Consider the following 19,406-nt stretch of genomic DNA (forward strand, 5'->3'; position numbering starts at 1 on the left):
TGTGTCCCCCTCAACTGCTTGCTCGCGTGGGGCGTGTGGCCCCCCTCCCCCACGCGCGCCCCCCCCCCGGGGGGCCCCCCATGTCACACCCGCCCCCCCCCGCCGCTCGCGTGTTCGGGGCCCGGACCACCCCTGCGGTCAGGTGTGCGAGCCGGATCAGCCGCAGATGATCCAAAATCAGTCATCTAAGGGGACTTTTCCGGCGCGTGGGGGGAGTGAGGGGAGCAAATCCGTTCCCAGAACGGTCAGTTGTAGTGCTGAATAGAAAGTGCGGGGATACGCAACGGCGCGCGCCCGGCACAGCACAGGGGCGCACGCCACCAGGCGGCTGAGAGGGGTTTGTTCGTGCCTGCTTTCTCGCACAGCACTTCACGGACTCGGTTGCAGTCACAGACACAGACGCAGACAGCGGTCCCACCGGCGCTGGCACTACCGGTGATCGAGGAGGCGTTTCCTCGCAACCTGCATCCGTATTGGCCGAAGCTTCAGGAGAAGACGCGGTCCTGGCTGCTCCAAAAGCGGCTCATGTCGCCCGACAAGGTGGAGAAATATGCCGATGGCCTTTGCTACACCGACCTCATGGCGGGCTACTACATAGGAGCCCCCGACGACCTCCTCTCCGCGATTTGCGACTACAGCGCGTGGTTCTTCGTCTGGGACGACCGCCACGACCGCGACGTGATCCACGGCCGGGCCGGTGCCTGGCGACGCCTCGCCGTCCAGCTCCACGCGGCACTTGAGGCACCTCAGCTCCATCTGCACCACAAGGACCCACTGGTTGCGGGGTTCGCCGACAGTGTGCTCCGACTGAACGGCTCCCTCACCCGTTCATGGAACGCCCGGTTCGCCCGCCACTTCCACGTGGTGATCGACGCCTACGACCAGGAATTTAGGAACCGGACCTCGGGGACGGTGCCTTCGGTCGAGGAGTACATCGAACTCCGAAGGAACACCTTCGCGCACTGGATATGGCTCGATCTCCTCGAGCCGACCGCACAGTACGAGCTCCCGGAACAGGTGCGCGAAAGCCCCGCATACCGGCGTGCCGCGCTCGCGTGCCAGGATTTCGCCGCGTGGTACAACGACCTGTGCTCACTGCCCAAGGAACTCGCGGGCGATGAACTCCACAACCTCGGGATAAGCCTCATCCAGCACGAGGGTCTTTCCGTCGAGGAGGCCGTGGAAGAAGTCCGCCGAAGGGTTCTCGGATGCATTTCTGAATTCCTGGTCGCGGAGCCGGAAGTTCTGCGGATGGCGAACGACGCGGCCGACGGGACTTTAGCGGGCGAGAGCCTCGCCCGGGCCATCAGGTCATGCGTCTCCAATATGCGGAACTGGTTCAGTTCCGTGTACTGGTTCCACCACGAGTCGGGCCGCTACCAGGTGGACAGCTGGGACGACCGCGCCACTCCTCCGTACATCAGCGACCAGGCAGGTGACGAATGACCGTCGAATCGGCAGAATCCCCGGCTCCGGCCGTCGCGGAGCCCGGCGAGCGGCGTACGCCGCCGTACGCCGGCGGCGGCGCGCCCCTCCTCGGGCACGCCTGGAACCTCGTGCGCGACCCCCTCGCCTTCGTGGCCTCACTGCGCGGCCACGGCGACCTGGTCCGCCTCAGGCTCGGCCCGAAGACGGCGTACGCGGTCTGCGACCCCGACCTCGTGGCCGAGCTCCTCAAGAGCCCCGACTACATGGTCGGCGGCCCTCTCTGGGAGACCCTCGGGGTCCTCCTCGGCAAGGGTGTGGCGACCAGCAATGGGCCGACGCACCGGCGCCAGCGGCGCACCATCCAGCCCGCGTTCCGGACCGACCGCATCGCCGACTACGCGAGGGTGATGGAGGAGGAGGCGCGCGCCATGGCGGCGCGCTGGAAGCCGGGCGACACGGTCGACATCGGCGCCGAGGTGTTCCGCACCGCGGTGCGGATCGTCGCCCGCTCCGTCCTGCATGTCGACTCGGTCGACGAGCGCGCCGACCGGCTCAGCGCCTCGCTCCACACGGTCTTCAGTGGCCTGTACCGGCGCATGGTCCTGTCCGTCGGACCCTTCTACCGGCTGCCGCTTCCGGCCAATCGCCGATTCGAGCGGGCGTTGGCCGATTTGCATCGGCTGGTGGACGAGATCATTGCCGAGCGGCGCGCGTCCGGCGTCAATCCGGGTGACCTGCTCGCGGCATTGCTCGGCGCCGAGGACGAGAATGGCGAAACCGTCGGCGAGCAGGAGGTGCACGACCAGGTCGTCTCCCTCGTCGTGGCCGGCGCGGAGAATGTGGCGTCGACCCTCACGTGGACGTTCCAGCTCCTCGCGGAAAACCCCGGGCAGGAAAGCCGGTTGCACGACGAGGTTGAATCTGTGACGGGTGGCCGTCCCGTTGCATTTGCCGACCTCAAAGGCCTCGTGCATACCCGCAATGTCATCACGGAGGCGATGCGCATACGGCCCGCCGTATGGATATTGACGCGGCAGGCCGCCGTGGATACCGAGCTCGGCGGCTATCACATTCCGGCCGGTGCGGACATCGTCTACAGCCCGTATGCGATGCAGCGCGATCCGCGGTCCTTCCCGGACCATCTGGAGTTCGACCCCGACCGCTGGCTGCCGGAACGCGCGGCGGAAAGCCGGCAGAGCGCGATGATGCCGTTCAGCGTCGGCAACCGGAAGTGCCCCGGCGATCACTTCAGCATGGCTGAACTGGCCATCATCCTGGCCACTGTGACGCCCCGCTGGCGGCTGGTTCCGGTCGCGGAGACGGACAGCACGGCCCGCATCGGGATCACGCTCCAGCCCAGGCGGGCGCTGCTGCGGGTCGAGGCGCGCTGACCCGCAGACCAGGTTTTCCGGGGGCCGCCACCGGCCCCCGGAAAACCTGGGGCGGTACGTCAACAGGCTGCTGATACTGGCGCGATGAGCAGATTCGTAGGAGTCGTCGTCATCGCCCGGGACGCCCGTGACGTGATGGAGCCACTGACCCGTCCCGATGACGACCGCGAGTGGCACCAGTGCTTCACCCCCGCCGAGGTCGGCATGTCGGACGCCTGGACCGTCGAGTTCATACGCCGCAACTGGGACGGGCTTCTCGCCCATCTGGAGGCGCTGCCCTGGCCGCGGCCCGAGACGGTGCAGGTGCTCATCGGAGGGGAGGACGACGACTGCTTCGGCCTGTGGATGATGTACGGCGGCAGGCTCGTCGAGGTCCCGCTGCCGCACACGCTGCGCGACCCTGACGGCTGCGACGTCACCGGCATGCTCACGCGGACCGACGCTCGGCCTGCGAAGCACTGACGGCGCGCACCCGGAACGTCCGCCTGAAGGCGTTGGGCGTCGTGCCGAGCGCCTTCATGAACTGATGCCGCATCGCCGCCGCGTTGCCGAAGCCGGTGCGCCCGGCGATCGCCTCCACCGTCTCGTCCGTTCCCTCCAGCAACTCCTGTGCCAGCAGCACCCGTTGGCGAAGGAGCCAGCGGTACGGCGTCGTCCCGGTCTCCTGCTGGAAGCGGCGCGCGAAGGTGCGCGGCGACATGTGGGCGCGCGCCGCGAGCTCCTCGACCGTGAGCGCCTCGTCCAGATGGGCCTCCATCCAGGCCAGTACGCCCCCCACGGTGTCGCAGGGAGTGACGGGCAGCGGCCGCTCCACGTACTGCGCCTGGCCGCCGTCGCGGTGCGGCGGGACCACCATGCGGCGGGCGATGGCGTTGGCGACCTCGGAGCCGTGCTCCGTGCGGACGATGTGCAGGCAGGCATCGATGCCGGCGGCGGTGCCCGCCGAGGTGATGACCGGCCCCTCGTCCACGTACAGGACGTCGGGGTCGACGCGGGTGCGCGGGTGGCGCAACGCCAGTTCGGCCGCGTACCGCCAGTGCACCGCGCAGCGCCGCCCGTCGAGCAGCCCGGCCGCGCCGAGCACGAAGACGCCCGAGCAGACGCTGAGCACCCGGGCGCCCCGGTCCACGGCCCGCCGCAGGGCGTCGAGCAGCTCCGGCGGATACGAGCCGGGCATGCTCGCGGCCGGTACGGCGATGAGGTCGGCCTCGTCGAGCCGGTCGAGGCCGTACGGGGTCGAGATCGTGAACCCGGCGTGCGTGGAGAGCGTCGGACCGGCTGCGGAGGCGACCGCGAAGTCGTAGACCGGCAGCCCCTCGTCACTCCTGTCGAGCCCGAACACCTCGCACACCACGCCGAGTTCGAACGGGTGCACCCCGTCGAGCAGTACTGCGGCGACGTTGTTCAGCATGTTCTTCAGTGTGCCGCAGAGTTGGCAGTAATTCGAGGGTTGGTGACAGTCCTGCCACTGCCGCGACGGGCTGTACGGCGCGAGAGTAGAGGCATGAACACAGCGATGAACTACCTCACCGTCCTGGTCGTCCTCCTCCTCCTCGCCGCCCCGTCGCTGTACGGCATGGCCCACGACCGCCGTATCGACCGCCAGATCGCGAAGGCGCGGCGCGAGGCCGAAGGGACCTCACGCCGCGCCGGGTTCGCCAAGGCCGCCTAGAAGTCCTCGTCGAAGCCGACCGAGCCCTCGACGGCGACCTGGTACGCCGACGGCCGGCGCTCGAAGAAGTTCGTCAGTTCCTGGACGCCCTGGAGCTCCATGAAGGAGAAGGGGTTCTCCGAGCCGTAGACCGGCGCGAAGCCGAGGCGCTGGAGACGCTGGTCGGCGACGCACTCCAGGTACTGGCGCATCGAGTCCGTGTTCATCCCGGGCAGGCCCTCACCGCACAGGTCGCGGGCGAACTGGAGCTCGGCCTCGACCGCCTCGCGCAGCATCGCGGTGACCTGCTCCTGGAGCCGGTCGTCGAACAGGTCCGGCTCCTCCTTGCGGACGGTGTCGACGACCTCGAACGCGAACGACATGTGCATCGTCTCGTCGCGGAACACCCAGTTCGTGCCGGTCGCGAGGCCGTGCAGCAGCCCGCGGCTGCGGAACCAGTACACGTAGGCGAACGCCCCGTAGAAGAACAGTCCCTCGATGCACGCCGCGAAGCAGATCAGGTTGAGGAGGAAGCGGCGGCGGTCCGCCTTCGTCTCCAGGCGGTCCAGCTTCTCGACCGAGTCCATCCACTTGAAGCAGAACTCCGCCTTCTCGCGGATGGACGGGATCTCCTCGACCGCGTCGAACGCGGCCGCGCGGTCCTCCGGGTCGGGCAGGTAGGTGTCCAGGAGGGTCAGGTAGAACTGGACGTGCACGGCCTCCTCGAAGAGCTGGCGCGACAGATACAGGCGCGCCTCGGGGGAGTTGATGTGCTTGTACAGCGTCAGGACCAGGTTGTTCGAGACGATCGAGTCACCCGTCGCGAAGAACGCGACCAGGCGGCCGATCATGTGCTGCTCGCCCGGCGAGAGCTTCGCGAGGTCGGCGACGTCCGAGTGGAGGTCGACCTCCTCGACGGTCCAGGTGTTCTTGATCGCGTCCCGGTAGCGCTCGTAGAAGTCCGGGTAGCGCATGGGGCGCAGGGTCAGCTCGAAGCCCGGGTCGAGCAGGTTCTTCTCGGTCTTGTCGGTCGGGGTGGACATTACTGGCAGGCCTCGCAGGACTCGGGGTTTTCGAGGGAGCAGGCGACGGCCTCGGGGTCGGCGGCCTGCTGGACGGGGACGGGGGCGGCGGACGCCGCGCGGGCGATCCGCGTCGCCGGGCGCGAGCGCAGGTAGTACGTCGTCTTCAGACCCGACTTCCAGGCGTACGCGTACATCGACGAGAGCTTGCCGATGGTGGGCGTCTCCAGGAACAGGTTCAGGGACTGCGCCTGGTCGAGGAACGGCGTACGGGCCGCCGCCATGTCGATCAGACCGCGCTGCGGGATCTCCCACGCCGTGCGGTACAGCTCGCGCACCTCGGCCGGGATCCAGCCGAAGCCCTGCACGGAGCCGCTGGACTCGCGCAGCGCCTCGCGGGTCTGCGCGTCCCACACGCCGAGCCGCTTGAGCTCCGCCACCAGGTAGGAGTTGACCTGGAGGAACTCGCCGGAGAGCGTCTCGCGCTTGAACAGGTTGGAGACCTGCGGCTCGATGCACTCGTAGACGCCCGCGATGGACGCGATCGTGGCGGTGGGCGCGATGGCGAGGAGCAGGGAGTTGCGCATCCCGGTGGCGGCGATGCGCTCGCGCAGCGCGGCCCAGCGCTGTGGCCAGGTCAGCTCGACGCCGTAGTGGTCGGGGTGCAGCACGCCGCGCGCGGTACGCGTCTTCTCCCAGGCCGGCAGCGGGCCATTGCGCTCGGCGAGGTCGGCGGACGCCTCGTACGCGGCGAGCATGATGCGCTCGGCGATCCGCGTGGACAGGGCCTTCGCCTCGGGAGAGTCGAAGGGCAGCTTCAGCTGGAAGAAGACGTCCTGGAGGCCCATCGCGCCGAGGCCCACCGGACGCCACTTGGCGTTGGAGCGGCCGGCCTGCTCGCTCGGGTAGAAGTTGATGTCGACGACGCGGTCGAGGAACGTGACGGCCGTGCGCACGGTCGCGTCCAGGCGCTCCCAGTCGATCTCCCCGCCGCCGGCTCCCTGCCGCACGAACGCGCCGAGGTTGACCGATCCCAGGTTGCAGACCGCGGTCTCGCCGTCGTCCGTGACCTCGAGGATCTCGGTGCACAGGTTCGAGGAGTGGACGACGTTGCCGCGCTCCGCCGTCTGGTTGGCGGTGCGGTTGGCGGCGTCCTTGAAGGTCAGCCAGCCGTTTCCGGTCTGCGCCAGGGTGCGCATCATGCGGCCGTACAGCTCGCGGGCCGGCATCGTCTTCTGCGCGAGCCCGGCGGCCTCCGCCGCGCGGTACGCGGTGTCGAACTCCTCGCCCCACAGGTCGACGAGGTCGGGCACGTCGGACGGCGAGAAGAGCGACCACGTGGCGTCGTCGGCGACGCGGCGCATGAACTCGTCCGGGATCCAGTGCGCGAGGTTGAGGTTGTGGGTGCGCCGGGCATCCTCGCCCGTGTTGTCCCGCAGCTCCAGGAACTCCTCGATGTCGGAGTGCCACGTCTCCAGGTAGACGGCCGCGGCGCCCTTGCGCCGGCCGCCCTGGTTCACGGCCGCGACGGACGCGTCGAGGGTCTTCAGGAACGGCACGATGCCGTTGGAGTGCCCGTTCGTGCCGCGGATCAGCGAACCGCGCGAGCGGATCCGCGAGTACGAGAGGCCGATGCCGCCCGCGTGCTTCGACAGGCGCGCCACCTGGTGGTAGCGGTCGTAGATGGAGTCCAGCTCGTCGAGGGGCGAGTCGAGGAGGTAGCAGGACGACATCTGCGGGTGGCGGGTGCCGGAGTTGAAGAGGGTCGGCGACGACGGCAGGTAGTCGAGGCGGCTCATCAGGCGGTACAGGGAGGCGACTTCGTCGAGCGCGCGGGCCGAGGCGTCCTCGGCGAGGCCGCACGCGACGCGCAGCATGAAGTGCTGCGGGGTCTCGACGACCTGCCGGGTGATCGGGTGGCGCAGCAGGTAACGGCTGTGCAGGGTGCGCAGTCCGAAGTAACCGAAGCGGTCGTCGGCGCCCTCGGCGACGGAGGCGGTGACGAGCGCGTCCAGGCGTTCGGCGTGCAGCCGCACGAAGTCGGCCGTGCGGTCGGCGATCAGGCCCTCGCGGTGGCCCACCGCGACGGATTCGGAGAACGAGGTGACGCCCTGCGACGCGGCCTCCTCGGCGATGCTGATCGTCAGGAGCCGGGCGGCGAGCCGCGAGTACGCCGGGTCCTCGGAGATGAGGCCCGCGGCGGCCTCGGTGGCGAGGGAGCGCAGCTCGGCGGTGATGCCGGAGTCCGCCACGGCGGACCTGCCGCGCAGTGCGGCGGCGGCGACCTTGCCCGGGTCGGTGTCCGTCAGGTCGGCGGTCAGTTCGGTCAGGGTGCGCAGCAGCGCGGTTCCCGGGGCGTCGTGCTGTTCGGGGTTCCCTGCCAGCTCTGAGGCCGGTTCGGCGGGCGCGATGGTCACGTGGAGCTCTCCCTCGCTCGGCTCTGGGCCTGACGGGGAGGAGGGCACGGGGGCATGGCGGAGCCCGCGTCACCGGCCCACTCCACGAGACCCGGACGTCGTCATCCCGGGCCGGACGGCTCGGGCAGGCTGTCGACAGGTCTTCGGACTTCACGTATGCGTGCATACGTACACCGTTGCGGGACAGTTCCGGACTTGCACCGGATTCCCCTGCGGCGACAGCGAGCACGAGCATACATCTTGTGCCGGCCTCGCATGACAGCCCCACATCTTGTGTCGGCTAGGGTTGCGGCCGAACTGGTGGCCTAGTTGGGGGAGTCGCGGTGCGAGGGCGGGGAACGGCCTGTGCCGGCGTGCTGCTGGTGCTGCTCGCCGGATGCGGCGACGGCGGGCACGGCGGGTCCGGGGCGCGCGGCGACGGGGGGAGCAAGCGGCCTTCGGCGTCCGGTGTCGACGGCACGGCGGACCCCGCGAAGGTCTTCACGGACGCAGAGTTGGGCGCCGCTCTCCTTCCGGCCCGGGCCGTCGGCAAGGGCGCGAAGGCGACCGAGACCTCCCTGGGACTCTTCGGCCGGGGATACGGGGGAGGCGACTGGGGCGCCTGCGCGGCAGGCCGGGACGCGCGCGGGGAACTGGCGCGCATGCGGGGCTCCAGCGCCGAGCGGACGGTCCGCCCGGACCCCGAGGCCGTGGGCGACGACGACCCTTTCGTCCATGAGCGCCTGGTCTCGATGCCGGCCGAGCGGGCCGGGCGCTACCTCGAACTGCGCCGCGAGCTCCACCAGGCGTGCGGCCGCGTCACCGTCGACACCGACGCCGCGCCCGTCGAGGAGCACCACGAGATCGGGCCGCTGCCGGACCTGGGCGACGAGGCGGTCCTGGAGACCACGCGGACCACGGGCGGCGACGAGTACGACGGGAGTGCGCACTACGAGGTCGAACTGCGGGTCGGCGGCGTCCTGGTGATCGTGGGGGCGGGCACGGACAGGGCCCTGACGCTGTCCTCGGCCGCCCAGGCGGCGCAGCGGGTGGGGAAGGACCTCTACGGGGCTTCATGAACCCCGGTACGGCAACGGGCCGCCGGAGGAATCCGGCGGCCCGTGCCGCGTTGGGGGACGTCGGGTCAGTGCCCGCCGGCACCCGCCGTCGCCTCCGGCAGCTTCTTCAGGACGCCCGGGTCGCCGGCGTCCGCCGTGTAGTCCGCCGCGGACGTCTCGTCGACGCCCTCAGGGGCCTTCAGCGCCTTCAGGACGAAGGTGAGGACCACCGTCACCACCACGTTCATGACGAACGCCGTGAGGCCGATGTAGCCGATCTCGCCGATGCCCGGGATCTCCTTGGCGCTGCCGCCGAAGTGCTTCTGCGTCGGCGACGCGACCCCGTACGCGGCGAGCGTGCCGTAGACCATGCCCACCGCCCAGCCGGCGAGCAGCGCCCAGCGGTGGAACCAGCGGGTGAACAGGCCGCCGACGAGGGCCGGCATGGTCTGGAGGATCCAGATGCCGCCCAGGAGCTGGAAGTTGATCGCGACGGTCTTGTCCATGGTGAGGACGAAGGCGAGCGCCCCCACCTTCACCAGGAGCGAGACCAGCTTGGAGACCTTGGTCTCCTGCTCGGGGGTGGCGTCGGGCTTGATGAAGTCCTTGTAGATGTTGCGCGTGAACAGGTTCGCCGCGGCGATGGACATGATCGCGGCGGGCACCAGCGCGCCGATGCCGATGGCCGCGAACGCGACGCCCGTGAACCAGTCGGGGAACATGTTCTCGAACAGCTGCGGGATCGCCAGCTGCCCGTTCTGCACCTTGATCCCGGCCGCGATCGCCATGAAGCCGAGCAGCGCGAGCAGGCCCAGCATCAGGGAGTACAGCGGCAGGATGGTGGTGTTGCGGCGGATCACGTTGCGGCTGCGCGAGGACAGCGTCGCCGTGATCGAGTGCGGGTACATGAAGAGCGCCAGCGCCGAGCCGAGGGCCAGCGTCGCGTACGTCCACTGCCCGGCCGGTGCCGGGGCGAGCGATCCGACCGGCTTGCCCGTCGCCGGGTTGGGCGTCGCGAACTTCTCGTTCGCCGCGTGGAAGATGGCGTCGAAGCCGCCCAGCTTGATCGGTATGTAGATGATCGCGACGGCGATGACGAGGTAGATCAGGCCGTCCTTGACGAACGCGATCAGGGCGGGGGCCCGCAGACCCGACGAGTAGGTGTACGCGGCGAGCACCGCGAACGCGATGAGCAGCGGCAGGTCCTTGATGAACCAGTTGGTCGACTCGTCGCCGCCGACACCCATCACGTCCAGGACGGCCTGGATGCCGACCAGTTGGAGCGCGATGTACGGCATCGTGGCGAGGATGCCGGTGATGGCGACGGCCAGGGACAGGCCCTTGGAGCCGAAGCGGCCGCGCACGAAGTCGGAGGTCGTCACATAGCCGTGCTTGTGCGACACCGACCACAGGCGCGGCAGGAAGGTGAAGATCAGCGGGTAGACGAGGATCGTGTAGGGCACGGCGAAGAAGCCGGCGGCGCCGGCCGCGTAGATCGCCGCCGGGACGGCCACGAAGGTATACGCCGTGTAGAGGTCGCCGCCGAGCAGGAACCAGGTGACCCAGGTGCCGAACGACCGTCCGCCCAGGCCCCATTCGTCGAGGGTCTGCTCGTTGTCGGACCTGCGCCAGCGCGCGGCCAGGAAGCCCATGACCGTGACGGCGACGAAGAAGAAGATGAAGACGCCGAGCGCGACGCCGTTGACTCCGCCGTTCATGCCTGCCCACCCGTCTTCCGGGCGCGCTGGTCACGCTGCCACAGCTTGTACGCGATCATCGTCAGCGCCGTGGAGATGAGGACCCACAGCATCTGGTACCAGTAGAAGAACGGAATACCGATGAAGGCCGGGTCGACCTTCGCGTAGGAGCTGACCCAGAGCATCGCCACGAACGGTGCGACGAGGCACAGAGCAATGACCACTCGCACCGGCGTGACCACCGGCCGTTTCACTTCAGGCACATCCGACATACGGCGGTCCGTCCCCTCGCTGATCCCGCTTATCTCATGCTTAACGTGGCGGAAATCTAGGCGACGATCTCGTCGTATGGAACCCCCGTCCGGATAACGGACAAAGCGTGGCCGACATGCCGTTCATGTGCCGACTTCTCGGTCGGCGTCAGCGGATTCGCGTGCGGCGCCCGTCAGTCCGTCGGGCGCTTGAGGCGGGCCACGAACTTGTAGCGGTCGCCCCGGTACACCGAGCGCACCCACTCGACGGGCTGTCCCGCGCCGTCCACGGAGTGCCGCGACAGCATCAGCATGGGCAGGCCCACGTCCGTGCCGAGCAGGCCCGCCTCGCGCGGGGTCGCCAGGGACGTCTCGATGGTCTCCTCGGCCTCGGCCAGGCGTACGCCGTAGACCTCGGCGAGCGCCGTGTACAGGGACGTGTACTTGACCAGGGAGCGGCGCAGCGCGGGGAAGCGCTTGGCCGACAGGTGCGTCGTCTCGATGGCCATCGGCTCGCCGCTCGCGAGGCGGAGCCGCTCGATGCGCAGGACGCGCCCGCCCGCCGTGATGTCGAGCAGCCCGGCGAGGGTGTCGTCGGCGGTCACATAGCCGATGTCCAGGAGCTGGGAGGTGGGTTCCAGGCCCTGGGCGCGCATGTCCTCGGTGTACGAGGTCAGTTGCAGTGCCTGCGAGACCTTGGGCTTGGCGACGAACGTGCCCTTGCCCTGGATGCGCTCGAGCCGGCCCTCGACGACCAGTTCCTGAAGGGCCTGGCGCACGGTCGTGCGGGAGGTGTCGAACTCGGCGGCGAGGGTGCGCTCGGGCGGGACCGGCGTGCCCGGGGGCAGCGTCTCGGTCATGTCCAGCAAGTGCCGCTTCAGGCGGTAGTACTTGGGCACACGCGCGGTGCGGCCCGCTGCGGGTGCCTCCGCCGTCGTGGCGCCGCCCGCATCGGTTCCGCTGCTGCCCGCATGGGTGCCCATGGTCCGCCTTCCCGGCTCCTGTGGTGCTGCCGTCACCGGCTCCTCCGTCTGTCGCGGCTCACATCGTGGCACGGCCCTCCCCGGGGGAGCCGTGCTCCCTCAGGTGTCGGTCCGATAACGGACGTGACAGCCCTTCTTATACACCCTTGACACCCCTAAAGGTCTAGGCCAAGCTCCGGGTACTGGTCTACACCATTAAAGACCAGGTCCCAGTCCCACGTGCAGTACCACGTCGAGTTTGTTGTGTTCGTCGTATCCGTCGTTGTGGGCGGGGGGTTGCTGGCATCCCTGAGGAGGGTGACGTGAAGCGCAGGCTCATTGCGGCTATCGGTGTCGCGGGCATGTTGGTTTCGATCGCGGCTTGTGGCAGTGGTGATGACGGCAGCACGGACAAGAAGGCCGGCGCCGACGGCTACAAGGGCCAGACGCTGACCGTGTGGGCCATGGACGGCTCCACGCCGGACACCTGGCAGAAGGACGTCACGGCGGCCTTCGAGAAGAAGACCGGCGCGAAGCTGAAGATCGAGATCCAGCAGTGGAACGGCATCCAGCAGAAGCTGACCACCGCCCTGTCCGAGGAGAACCCGCCGGACGTCTTCGAGGTCGGCAACACGCAGACCCCCGCCTACGCGAAGACCGGCGGCCTCGCCGACCTCTCCGACCTCAAGTCGTCCCTCGGCGCCGACTGGGCCGAGTCGATGAACAAGTCCGCGGTCTCGGACGGCAAGCAGTACGCCGCCCCGTGGTTCGTCGTGAACCGCGTCGTCATCTACAACAAGAAGATCTGGGCCGACGCCGGCATCAAGGACCTTCCCAAGACGCGCGACGAGTTCTACAAGGACCTCCAGACCATCGGCAAGAAGACGGACGCCGAGCCGATCTACCTGCCCGGGCAGAACTGGTACCACTTCGTCGGCCTGACCATCGGTGAGGGCGCCGAGCTCGTCAAGAAGGACGGCGACAAGTACGTCTCCAACCTGGCCGACCCCAAGGTGGGCGCCGCCATGGAGACGTACAAGAAGTTCCAGGCGCTGTCCAAGGCCCCCAAGGACAAGGACGAGGCCACCCCGCAGCAGGCCGAGGTCTTCGCCAAGGGCAAGACCGGCTCCTTCATCGGCATGGGCTGGGAGTCCGCCCTCGCCGTCAAGGCCAACCCGAAGATCGAGAAGGAGATCGGCTACTTCACCGTTCCGGGTGCCACGGCCGACAAGCCCGAGGGTGTCTTCCTCGGCGGCTCCAACCTCGCCGTCGCCGCGGGCAGCAAGAAGCAGGACCTCGCCAAGGAGTTCCTGAAGATCGCGCTCTCCGACAAGTTCGAGGGCCAGCTCGCCAAGGAAGGCGGCGTGATCCCCAACAAGGAGGCGCTGCAGTCCAACCTCAAGGGCAACGCGGCCGCCGAGGCCGCCGCTCCCGCCGCCGCCGGCGGTGGCACCACCCCGCTGATCCCGGAGTGGGCCCCGGTCGAGAACGCTCCCAACCCGGTCAAGACCTACATGACCGCGGTGCTGAAGGGTAAGTCCCCGGCCGCCGCCGCCAAGCAGGTCGAGGCCGAGTTCAACAAGCGCCTCTCGCAGAAGCAGTAAGAGAGCAACAGGCCCCGCGGGGACGGAGAGCGTCGGTGCGCCCTCCGCCCCCGCGGGGTCCACGGCGTCCCGGCAGGCCCAGAAAAGAGATGGCGAGCATGACCGTGCAGACCGAACGGCCGCCCTCCGGCCCGGCGGAGGTCCGAGAAGCGGACGGCGGGGGATCCGGCGGACCGAGAAGGCAGGCCCGCGCACGGGCCGGGGCGCTCGCGCCCTATCTGCTGCTGCTTCCCGCGGTCGCGGCCACCGTGCTGCTCCTCGGCTGGCCGCTGCTCAAGGACGGGCTCCTGTCGTTCCAGAACCTCAACATGGGGCAGCTGATCCAGCATGTCACCGAGTGGAACGGCTTCGACAACTACCAAGAGGTACTGACCAGTTCGGACTTCTGGCGGGTGACCGGACGCTCCATCGTCTTCACCCTCGTCAACGCCGTCCTGATCATGGTGATCGGCACCCTCGTCGGCCTGCTCCTCGCCCGGCTCGGCAGGCGCATGCGCGTCCTGCTCCTCGTCGGGCTCGTGCTCGCCTGGGCGATGCCCGTCGTCGCCGCGACCACCGTCTACCAGTGGCTGTTCGCGGAGCGCTTCGGCGTCGTCAACTGGGTCCTCGACCAGCTCGGCTGGCACTCCATGGCCGACTACAGCTGGACCGGCAGCCAGATGTCGACGTTCTTCGTCGTCACCGTGCTGATCGTCTGGATGTCGATCCCGTTCGTCGCGATCAACCTCTACGCCGCGACGACCACCATCCCCAAGGAGCTCTACGAAGCCGCGTCCCTCGACGGCGCCGGCCCCTGGAAGAGCTTCCTCTCGGTCACCCTGCCGTATCTGCGGCCCTTCCTCTACGCGACGACGTTCCTCGAGATCATCTGGGTCTTCAAGGCGTTCGTCCAGGTCTTCACGATCAACGGCGGCGGCCCGGACCGGCTCACCGAGATCCTGCCCGTGTACGCGTACATCGAGGGCGTCGGCAACCAGCACTTCGGCATGGGCGCGGCGATCGCCGTCCTGACGATCCTGATCCTGCTCGTGCTGACCGCCTACTACCTCCGGATCGTGCTCAAGCAAGAGGAGGACGAGCAGTGAAGCGCTCTGCTTCGTCGACGTTCCGCCGCGCCTGGCCCAATGTGACGGCCGTGATCCTGTTCATCGGCTTCGTCTTCCCGGTCTACTGGATGTTCGCCACGTCGCTCAAGCCGACCGGCGACATCATCAGCGAGAACCCCGTCTGGTTCCCGACCGACATCACGTTCGAGCACTTCAGGACGGCGTTCGGCGCCGACAACTTCTGGACGCTGGTGCGCAATTCGGTCACCGTGACCGTACTCGCGGTCGTCTTCTCGCTGGTCATCGGCCTGGCCGCGTCGTTCGCCCTCGCGCGGATGCGGTTCAAGGGCCGCCGCGGTTTCATCATCGGGTTCATGCTGGCCCAGATGGCGCCCTGGGAAGTCATGGTCATCGCGATCTACATGATCGTGCGCGACGCGTCGATGCTGAACAGCCTCGTCCCGCTGACCCTCTTCTACATGGTGATGATCCTGCCCTTCACCCTCCTCACGCTGCGCGGCTTCGTCGCCGCCGTGCCCAGGGAGCTGGAGGAGTCCGCGATGGTCGACGGCTGCACCCGCATGCAGGCCTTCCGCAGGGTGATCCTGCCGCTGCTCGCGCCCGGCCTGATGTCGACGTCGATGTTCGGCTTCATCACCGCCTGGAACGAGTTCCCGATGGTCCTCGTCCTCAACAAGTCGCCCGAAGCGCAGACGCTGCCGCTGTGGCTCTCCAGTTTCCAGACCGCGTTCGGCGACGACTGGGGTGCGACCATGGCCGCGTCCTCGCTCTTCGCGATCCCGATCCTGATCCTCTTCGTCTTCCTGCAGCGCAGGGCCGTCAGCGGCCTCACCGACGGCGCCGTGAAGGGATAACACCGCCAGATGACGACACTCACCGCACGCGGCACCGACACCCTCACCCGTGACGCGCTCACCGTCCTCCAGCCCGGCTTCACCGGCACCAGCGCCCCCGACTGGCTGCTGCGCCGGCTCGGCGAAGGCCTGGCCTCCGTCGGCCTGTTCGGCCGCAACATCGCCTCGCCCGAGCAACTCGCCGCCCTGACGGCCCAGTTGCGCGCCGAGCGCGGCGACGTCCTGGTCGCCATCGACGAGGAGGGCGGGGACGTGACCCGCCTGGAGGTGCGCTCCGGCTCCTCGTTCCCCGGAAACCACGCCCTCGGCGCCGTCGACGACGTGGAGCTCACCCGGTCCGTCGCCGCCGAGCTCGGCCGCCGCCTCGCCGCCTGCGGCGTCAACCTCAACTGGGCCCCGTCCGCGGACGTCAACTCCAACCCGGCCAACCCGGTCATCGGCGTACGGTCCTTCGGCGCCGACACCGGCCTCGTCTCGCGCCACACCGCCGCCTACGTCACCGGGCTCCAGTCCGCGGGCGTCGCCGCCTGCACCAAGCACTTCCCCGGCCACGGCGACACCGCCGTCGACTCGCACCACGACATGCCCCGCATCGACGTGGGCCTCGACGTGCTGCACGAGCGTGAACTCGCGCCGTTCCGCGCGGCGATCGAGGCCGGCACGCGCGCGGTGATGAGCGCCCACATCCTGGTCCCCGCCCTGGACCCGGACCGCCCCGCCACCCTCTCGCGCCGCATCCTCACCGGCCTGCTCCGCGAGGAGCTGGGTTACGAGGGACTGATCGTCACCGACGGCATGGAGATGCAGGCCATCTCCGCCACGTACGGCATCGAGCGCGGCAGCGTCCTCGCCATCGCGGCCGGCGCCGACGCCATCTGCGTCGGCGGCGGGCTCGCCGACGACGGCACGGTGCTGCGGCTGCGGGACGCGCTGGTCGCCGCGGTGCACGCGGGCGATCTGCCCGGGGAACGGCTCGCCGACGCCGCGGCGCGGGTGCGCTCGCTCGCCCGGTGGGCCACGGCGGCGGGCGCGGCCGAGCACGCGGGGGGCGTGCCCGACACCGGGATCGGACTGGTCGCGGCGCGGCGGGCGGTGACCGTCACGCGCGGTGAGCACGCGGCCCCCGTCACCGAGGCCCCGTACGTCGCGGCCTTCACGCCCGTCGCCAATATCGCCGTGGGCGACGAGACGCCGTGGGGTGTGGCCGCCGAACTGGAGCGGCTGCTGCCCGGCACGGAGACCGGCAGTTTCTCCGGCGCGGACGCGGGCGCCGCCGCCCTGGCCGCGGCGGGGGACCGCCGCATCGTCGCCGTGGTCCGCGACGCCCACCGCCACGCGTGGATGGCTCGGTCGCTGGACACGCTCCTCGCGGCCCGCCCCGACACGGTCGTGGTCGAGATGGGCGTACCGCAGGCGCCGCCCCGGGGAGCCCTCCACGTGGCGACACACGGCGCGGCCCGGGTGTGCGGCCTGGCTGCCGCCGAGGTGATCGTCGCCGGGTGAGCCGGGCGCCCCGCCTCCCGCGGACGGCGCACGCGAAGTGCCGGTCACTCCTCACCAGGGGTGACCGGCACCGACATGTCGTCCCGAACTCGCTTACAGGCCCTGCCAAGCGGGCTTGTTCGCGTACGTGTGCCGGAAGTAGTCGGCAAGCTTCAACTTCGAGGCCGCCGCCTCGTCGACGACAACCGTCGCATGCGGGTGCAGCTGAAGCGTCGACGCCGGCACCACGGAGGCCACCGGCCCCTCGACGGTCGCCGCCACGGCGTCCGCCTTGCCCTCACCCGTGGCGAGCAGCACCAGATGCCGCGCCTCCAGGATCGTGCCGATGCCCTGCGTGATGACGTGGCGCGGCACCTGGCTGAGGTCGCCGTCGAAGAAGCGCGCGTTGTCCGCGATGGTCTGCTGCGTCAGCGTCTTGATCCGCGTGCGGGAGGCGATCGACGAGCACGGCTCGTTGAACCCGATGTGTCCGTCGGTGCCGATGCCGAGCAGCTGGAGATCCACACCGCCGGCCGCCGCGAGCGCCTTGTCGTACGCCTCGCAGGCCGCCTGCACGTCGTCGGCGCTGCCGTCCGGGCCCATGAAGGAGCCCTCGCTCAGACCGAGCGGCTCGACGACCTCGCGCAGCACGGTCGCCCGGTAGGACTCGGGGTGTCCGGTGGGCAGGCCCACGTACTCGTCGAGCTGGGCGATACGGGCCTTCGAGGCGTCGACCCCGCCGCCGCGGACCTTGGCCGCCAGCGCCTCGTAGATGGGCAGCGGGGTCGAGCCGGTGGCCACGCCGAGCAGGGCGTCGGGCTTGCGCCGCAGGAGCTGGGCCATCGCCTCGGCGATGAGCTCGCCGCCTGCCTTGGCGTCCGAGACGATCACAACTTCCACGCTGGGCCTGCCGATCTGGTCGAGGGTGTGATGTTGCGCATGTGGTATAGACCAATCTAGCAGAGGCGGCCCGGCCGGTCACGGGGCGTACGACGCCGTCCGACCATGCTCGGGGCTCCCCGCTGCAACGGCACCTCGAAGCTGCCCGGTAGGCCGGGCGCGCGCCCGCCTCAGCCGCCAGAGTGGAAGGAGACGTGCGACGAGGCGTGCCCCGCCCGCCGCGCTCGCGACCGCCCCTCCGGAGGAGTCCGCATGACCGCCACCCCGTCGCCCCCGAAGAGCGAGCAGCCGGGCCGGATCATGGCCCGCGAGATGGCCGAGCAGCCCGAGGTGCTGCGCCGCCTCCTGGACACCGGCGCTCCCCGCATCCACGAGGTCGCCCGGCGCGTCGCGGCACAGTCGCCCCGCTTCGTCCTGCTCACCGCCCGCGGCACCTCCGACAACGCCGCCCTGTACGCGAAGTACCTCCTGGAGATCCAGCTCGGGATGCCCTGCGGCCTGGCCTCCATGTCCACCACGACGGCGTACGGCGCCCGGCCCGACCTGCGCGACGTTCTTGCCGTCACGGTCAGTCAGTCGGGCGGTTCGCCCGACCTGGTGGCCTCCACGAAGGCGGCCCGCGCGGCCGGCGCGATCACCCTCGCGGTGACGAACAACCCGGACTCGCCGCTCGCCGCCGTCTCCGAGCACCACATCGACATCATGGCGGGACCCGAGAAGGCGCTTCCGGCCACGAAGACGTACACCGCGTCCCTGCTCGCGCTCTACCTCTTCGTCGAGGGCCTGCGCGGCGGCGACGGTTCGCCCGCCGGGGTGCTGCCCGGCCTCGCCCAGCAGCTCCTGGCCCGCCAGGACGAGGTGCGCGCCCTCGCCTCCCGCTACCGCTTCGCGGACCGCATGGTGATCACCTCGCGCGGCTACGGCTACCCGACGGCCAAGGAGGCCGCCCTGAAACTCATGGAGACCAGCTACATCCCGGCCCTGTCCTACTCGGGCGCCGACCTGCTGCACGGCCCGCTCGCCATGGTCGACAACATCTCGCCGGTCATCGCCGTCGTCACGGACGGCAAGGGCGGCCTCATGCTCCAGCCCGTCCTCGACCGGCTGCGCGGCCGGGGCGCCGACCTCGTCGTCATCGGCCCCGAGGCCCAGGTGGACCAGGCGTCGGCCGGCTTCGTCCTGCCGACCGAGGGCGTCGCGGAGGAGGTCCAGCCGGTCCTGGAGATCATCCCGCTCCAGTTCCTCGCGTACGAGGTCACCATTGCCCGCGGCCAGGACCCGGACGCGCCGCGCGCCCTGGCGAAGGTGACGGAGACGCACTGACCCCCGCCGCCTTCTCCGGCGCCCGCCATAGAATTCGGCGAGCATCACCGCTTTCGAGGCCGGAATCCGGGCCGGTATCGCGGAACGGAAGCCTCCACCCGACACGGACGCGGCGGCTCTGGCAGGCTGGGCGGGGGCGACAACAACAAACATCGTCCAACGCATAGACATGACAGAATGGTCTAGTCCACAATGCGATGGTAAAAGCCTCCGCCCTCCCCGCACAGGAGGACGGACCGAGGAGCCGGCGCTCTCTGCCCTGACTGCGGCGGGTCCTCACATGGCCGGACGGGACCGCACACCCGACGGCTGTTGCAACT

17 protein-coding genes and 1 riboswitch are annotated in these 19,406 nt (G+C 69.6%); of the genes, 10 read left to right on the forward strand and 7 right to left on the reverse strand.

The window, feature by feature from the left end:
* Positions 1-345: 345 nt before the first annotated feature.
* From cyc1 to ACWIGU_RS32840, 3 genes are all read left to right on the forward strand, one after another.
* Entirely contained in the window at positions 346-1,446 is a 1,101-nt protein-coding gene (gene cyc1, locus ACWIGU_RS32830) for an epi-isozizaene synthase (protein ID WP_454405297.1), read from the forward strand.
* Positions 1,443-2,819, forward strand: coding sequence for a bifunctional albaflavenone monooxygenase/terpene synthase (locus ACWIGU_RS32835; RefSeq protein ID WP_454405299.1), 1,377 nt, complete (start codon positions 1,443-1,445; stop codon positions 2,817-2,819). Before cyc1 ends, ACWIGU_RS32835 begins: the two co-directional genes overlap by 4 nt.
* Before the next feature lie 84 nt (positions 2,820-2,903).
* Positions 2,904-3,281 carry a hypothetical protein gene (locus tag ACWIGU_RS32840; RefSeq protein WP_454405300.1) on the forward strand — a complete coding sequence of 126 codons (378 nt, stop codon included), beginning with the start codon at positions 2,904-2,906 and terminating at the stop codon, positions 3,279-3,281.
* Here the strand turns inward: ACWIGU_RS32840 and ACWIGU_RS32845 are convergent.
* Entirely contained in the window at positions 3,247-4,230 is a 984-nt protein-coding gene (locus tag ACWIGU_RS32845) for a helix-turn-helix domain-containing protein (RefSeq protein ID WP_454405301.1), read from the reverse strand. The genes ACWIGU_RS32840 and ACWIGU_RS32845 overlap by 35 nt on opposite strands.
* A 93-nt stretch (positions 4,231-4,323) precedes the next feature.
* Here ACWIGU_RS32845 and ACWIGU_RS32850 point away from each other — a divergent pair, with 93 nt between their 5' ends.
* Complete coding sequence (locus ACWIGU_RS32850) at positions 4,324-4,491, forward strand: hypothetical protein (RefSeq protein WP_454405303.1); 168 nt, start codon at positions 4,324-4,326, stop codon at positions 4,489-4,491.
* On the opposite strand, the gene ACWIGU_RS32855 is transcribed toward ACWIGU_RS32850, so the two are convergent.
* Positions 4,488-5,513 (reverse strand): ribonucleotide-diphosphate reductase subunit beta, encoded by a 1,026-nt coding sequence (locus ACWIGU_RS32855; protein WP_454405304.1) that lies wholly within the window; start codon positions 5,511-5,513, stop codon positions 4,488-4,490. The two genes, ACWIGU_RS32850 and ACWIGU_RS32855, sit on opposite strands and share 4 nt — an antisense overlap.
* Entirely contained in the window at positions 5,513-7,909 is a 2,397-nt protein-coding gene (locus tag ACWIGU_RS32860; RefSeq protein WP_454405305.1) for a ribonucleoside-diphosphate reductase subunit alpha, read from the reverse strand. The genes ACWIGU_RS32855 and ACWIGU_RS32860 overlap by 1 nt, the downstream gene beginning before the upstream one ends.
* A gap of 117 nt (positions 7,910-8,026) precedes the next feature.
* Positions 8,027-8,144: riboswitch (cobalamin riboswitch) on the reverse strand.
* Between the two features lie 88 nt (positions 8,145-8,232).
* Between ACWIGU_RS32860 and ACWIGU_RS32865 the strand changes: the two genes are divergently transcribed.
* Entirely contained in the window at positions 8,233-8,967 is a 735-nt protein-coding gene (locus ACWIGU_RS32865; RefSeq protein ID WP_454405306.1) for a hypothetical protein, read from the forward strand.
* A 65-nt stretch (positions 8,968-9,032) separates the two neighbouring features.
* Here the strand turns inward: ACWIGU_RS32865 and mctP are convergent, their stop codons facing one another.
* From mctP to ACWIGU_RS32880, 3 genes are all read right to left on the reverse strand, one after another.
* On the reverse strand, positions 9,033-10,664 hold the full coding sequence (gene mctP / locus ACWIGU_RS32870) for a monocarboxylate uptake permease MctP (protein WP_454405307.1): 1,632 nt from the start codon (positions 10,662-10,664) through the stop codon (positions 9,033-9,035).
* A complete protein-coding gene (locus ACWIGU_RS32875) occupies positions 10,661-10,915 on the reverse strand; it encodes a DUF3311 domain-containing protein (RefSeq protein ID WP_100595948.1) in 255 nt (84 codons plus the stop codon). The genes mctP and ACWIGU_RS32875 overlap by 4 nt, the downstream gene beginning before the upstream one ends.
* Positions 10,916-11,088: 173 nt before the next feature.
* The gene (locus ACWIGU_RS32880; protein WP_399970361.1) at positions 11,089-11,877 is read right to left on the reverse strand and encodes a GntR family transcriptional regulator; all 789 of its coding nucleotides are present in this window, start codon (positions 11,875-11,877) and stop codon (positions 11,089-11,091) included.
* Positions 11,878-12,179: 302 nt separating this feature from the next.
* Between ACWIGU_RS32880 and ACWIGU_RS32885 the strand changes: the two genes are divergently transcribed.
* The 4 genes from ACWIGU_RS32885 (at position 12,180) to ACWIGU_RS32900 (ending at position 16,884) form a co-directional block, all read left to right on the forward strand.
* Positions 12,180-13,460: an extracellular solute-binding protein gene (locus ACWIGU_RS32885; protein WP_454405308.1), complete on the forward strand. Its 1,281-nt coding sequence runs from the start codon at positions 12,180-12,182 to the stop codon at positions 13,458-13,460.
* Positions 13,461-13,558: 98 nt separating this feature from the next.
* Positions 13,559-14,545 carry a carbohydrate ABC transporter permease gene (locus ACWIGU_RS32890; protein WP_454405309.1) on the forward strand — a complete coding sequence of 329 codons (987 nt, stop codon included), beginning with the start codon at positions 13,559-13,561 and terminating at the stop codon, positions 14,543-14,545.
* A complete protein-coding gene (locus tag ACWIGU_RS32895) occupies positions 14,542-15,381 on the forward strand; it encodes a carbohydrate ABC transporter permease (RefSeq protein WP_329570451.1) in 840 nt (279 codons plus the stop codon). Before ACWIGU_RS32890 ends, ACWIGU_RS32895 begins: the two co-directional genes overlap by 4 nt.
* Positions 15,382-15,390: 9 nt before the next feature.
* Positions 15,391-16,884: a glycoside hydrolase family 3 protein gene (locus tag ACWIGU_RS32900; RefSeq protein ID WP_454405310.1), complete on the forward strand. Its 1,494-nt coding sequence runs from the start codon at positions 15,391-15,393 to the stop codon at positions 16,882-16,884.
* A 93-nt stretch (positions 16,885-16,977) separates the two neighbouring features.
* Here the strand turns inward: ACWIGU_RS32900 and nagB are convergent, their stop codons facing one another.
* A complete protein-coding gene (nagB, locus tag ACWIGU_RS32905; RefSeq protein ID WP_454405311.1) occupies positions 16,978-17,763 on the reverse strand; it encodes a glucosamine-6-phosphate deaminase in 786 nt (261 codons plus the stop codon).
* A gap of 252 nt (positions 17,764-18,015) precedes the next feature.
* Here nagB and ACWIGU_RS32910 point away from each other — a divergent pair, with 252 nt between their 5' ends.
* The gene (locus ACWIGU_RS32910) at positions 18,016-19,086 is read left to right on the forward strand and encodes an SIS domain-containing protein (RefSeq protein WP_454405312.1); all 1,071 of its coding nucleotides are present in this window, start codon (positions 18,016-18,018) and stop codon (positions 19,084-19,086) included.
* Positions 19,087-19,406 lie beyond the last annotated feature (320 nt).

This window comes from Streptomyces sp. NPDC055400 (assembly GCF_053644375.1).

Coding starts and splice junctions, on each gene's coding strand:
- ACWIGU_RS32835 (WP_454405299.1), top strand. CDS start 1,443: ATGACCGTCGAATCGGCAGAATCCCCGGCTCCGGCCGTCGCGGAGCCC.
- ACWIGU_RS32850 (WP_454405303.1), top strand. CDS start 4,324: ATGAACACAGCGATGAACTACCTCACCGTCCTGGTCGTCCTCCTCCTC.
- ACWIGU_RS32900 (WP_454405310.1), top strand. CDS start 15,391: ATGACGACACTCACCGCACGCGGCACCGACACCCTCACCCGTGACGCG.
- ACWIGU_RS32840 (WP_454405300.1), top strand. CDS start 2,904: ATGAGCAGATTCGTAGGAGTCGTCGTCATCGCCCGGGACGCCCGTGAC.
- ACWIGU_RS32875 (WP_100595948.1), bottom strand. CDS start 10,915: ATGTCGGATGTGCCTGAAGTGAAACGGCCGGTGGTCACGCCGGTGCGA.
- ACWIGU_RS32890 (WP_454405309.1), top strand. CDS start 13,559: ATGACCGTGCAGACCGAACGGCCGCCCTCCGGCCCGGCGGAGGTCCGA.
- ACWIGU_RS32910 (WP_454405312.1), top strand. CDS start 18,016: ATGACCGCCACCCCGTCGCCCCCGAAGAGCGAGCAGCCGGGCCGGATC.
- mctP (WP_454405307.1), bottom strand. CDS start 10,664: ATGAACGGCGGAGTCAACGGCGTCGCGCTCGGCGTCTTCATCTTCTTC.
- ACWIGU_RS32845 (WP_454405301.1), bottom strand. CDS start 4,230: ATGCTGAACAACGTCGCCGCAGTACTGCTCGACGGGGTGCACCCGTTC.
- ACWIGU_RS32855 (WP_454405304.1), bottom strand. CDS start 5,513: ATGTCCACCCCGACCGACAAGACCGAGAAGAACCTGCTCGACCCGGGC.
- ACWIGU_RS32880 (WP_399970361.1), bottom strand. CDS start 11,877: ATGGGCACCCATGCGGGCAGCAGCGGAACCGATGCGGGCGGCGCCACG.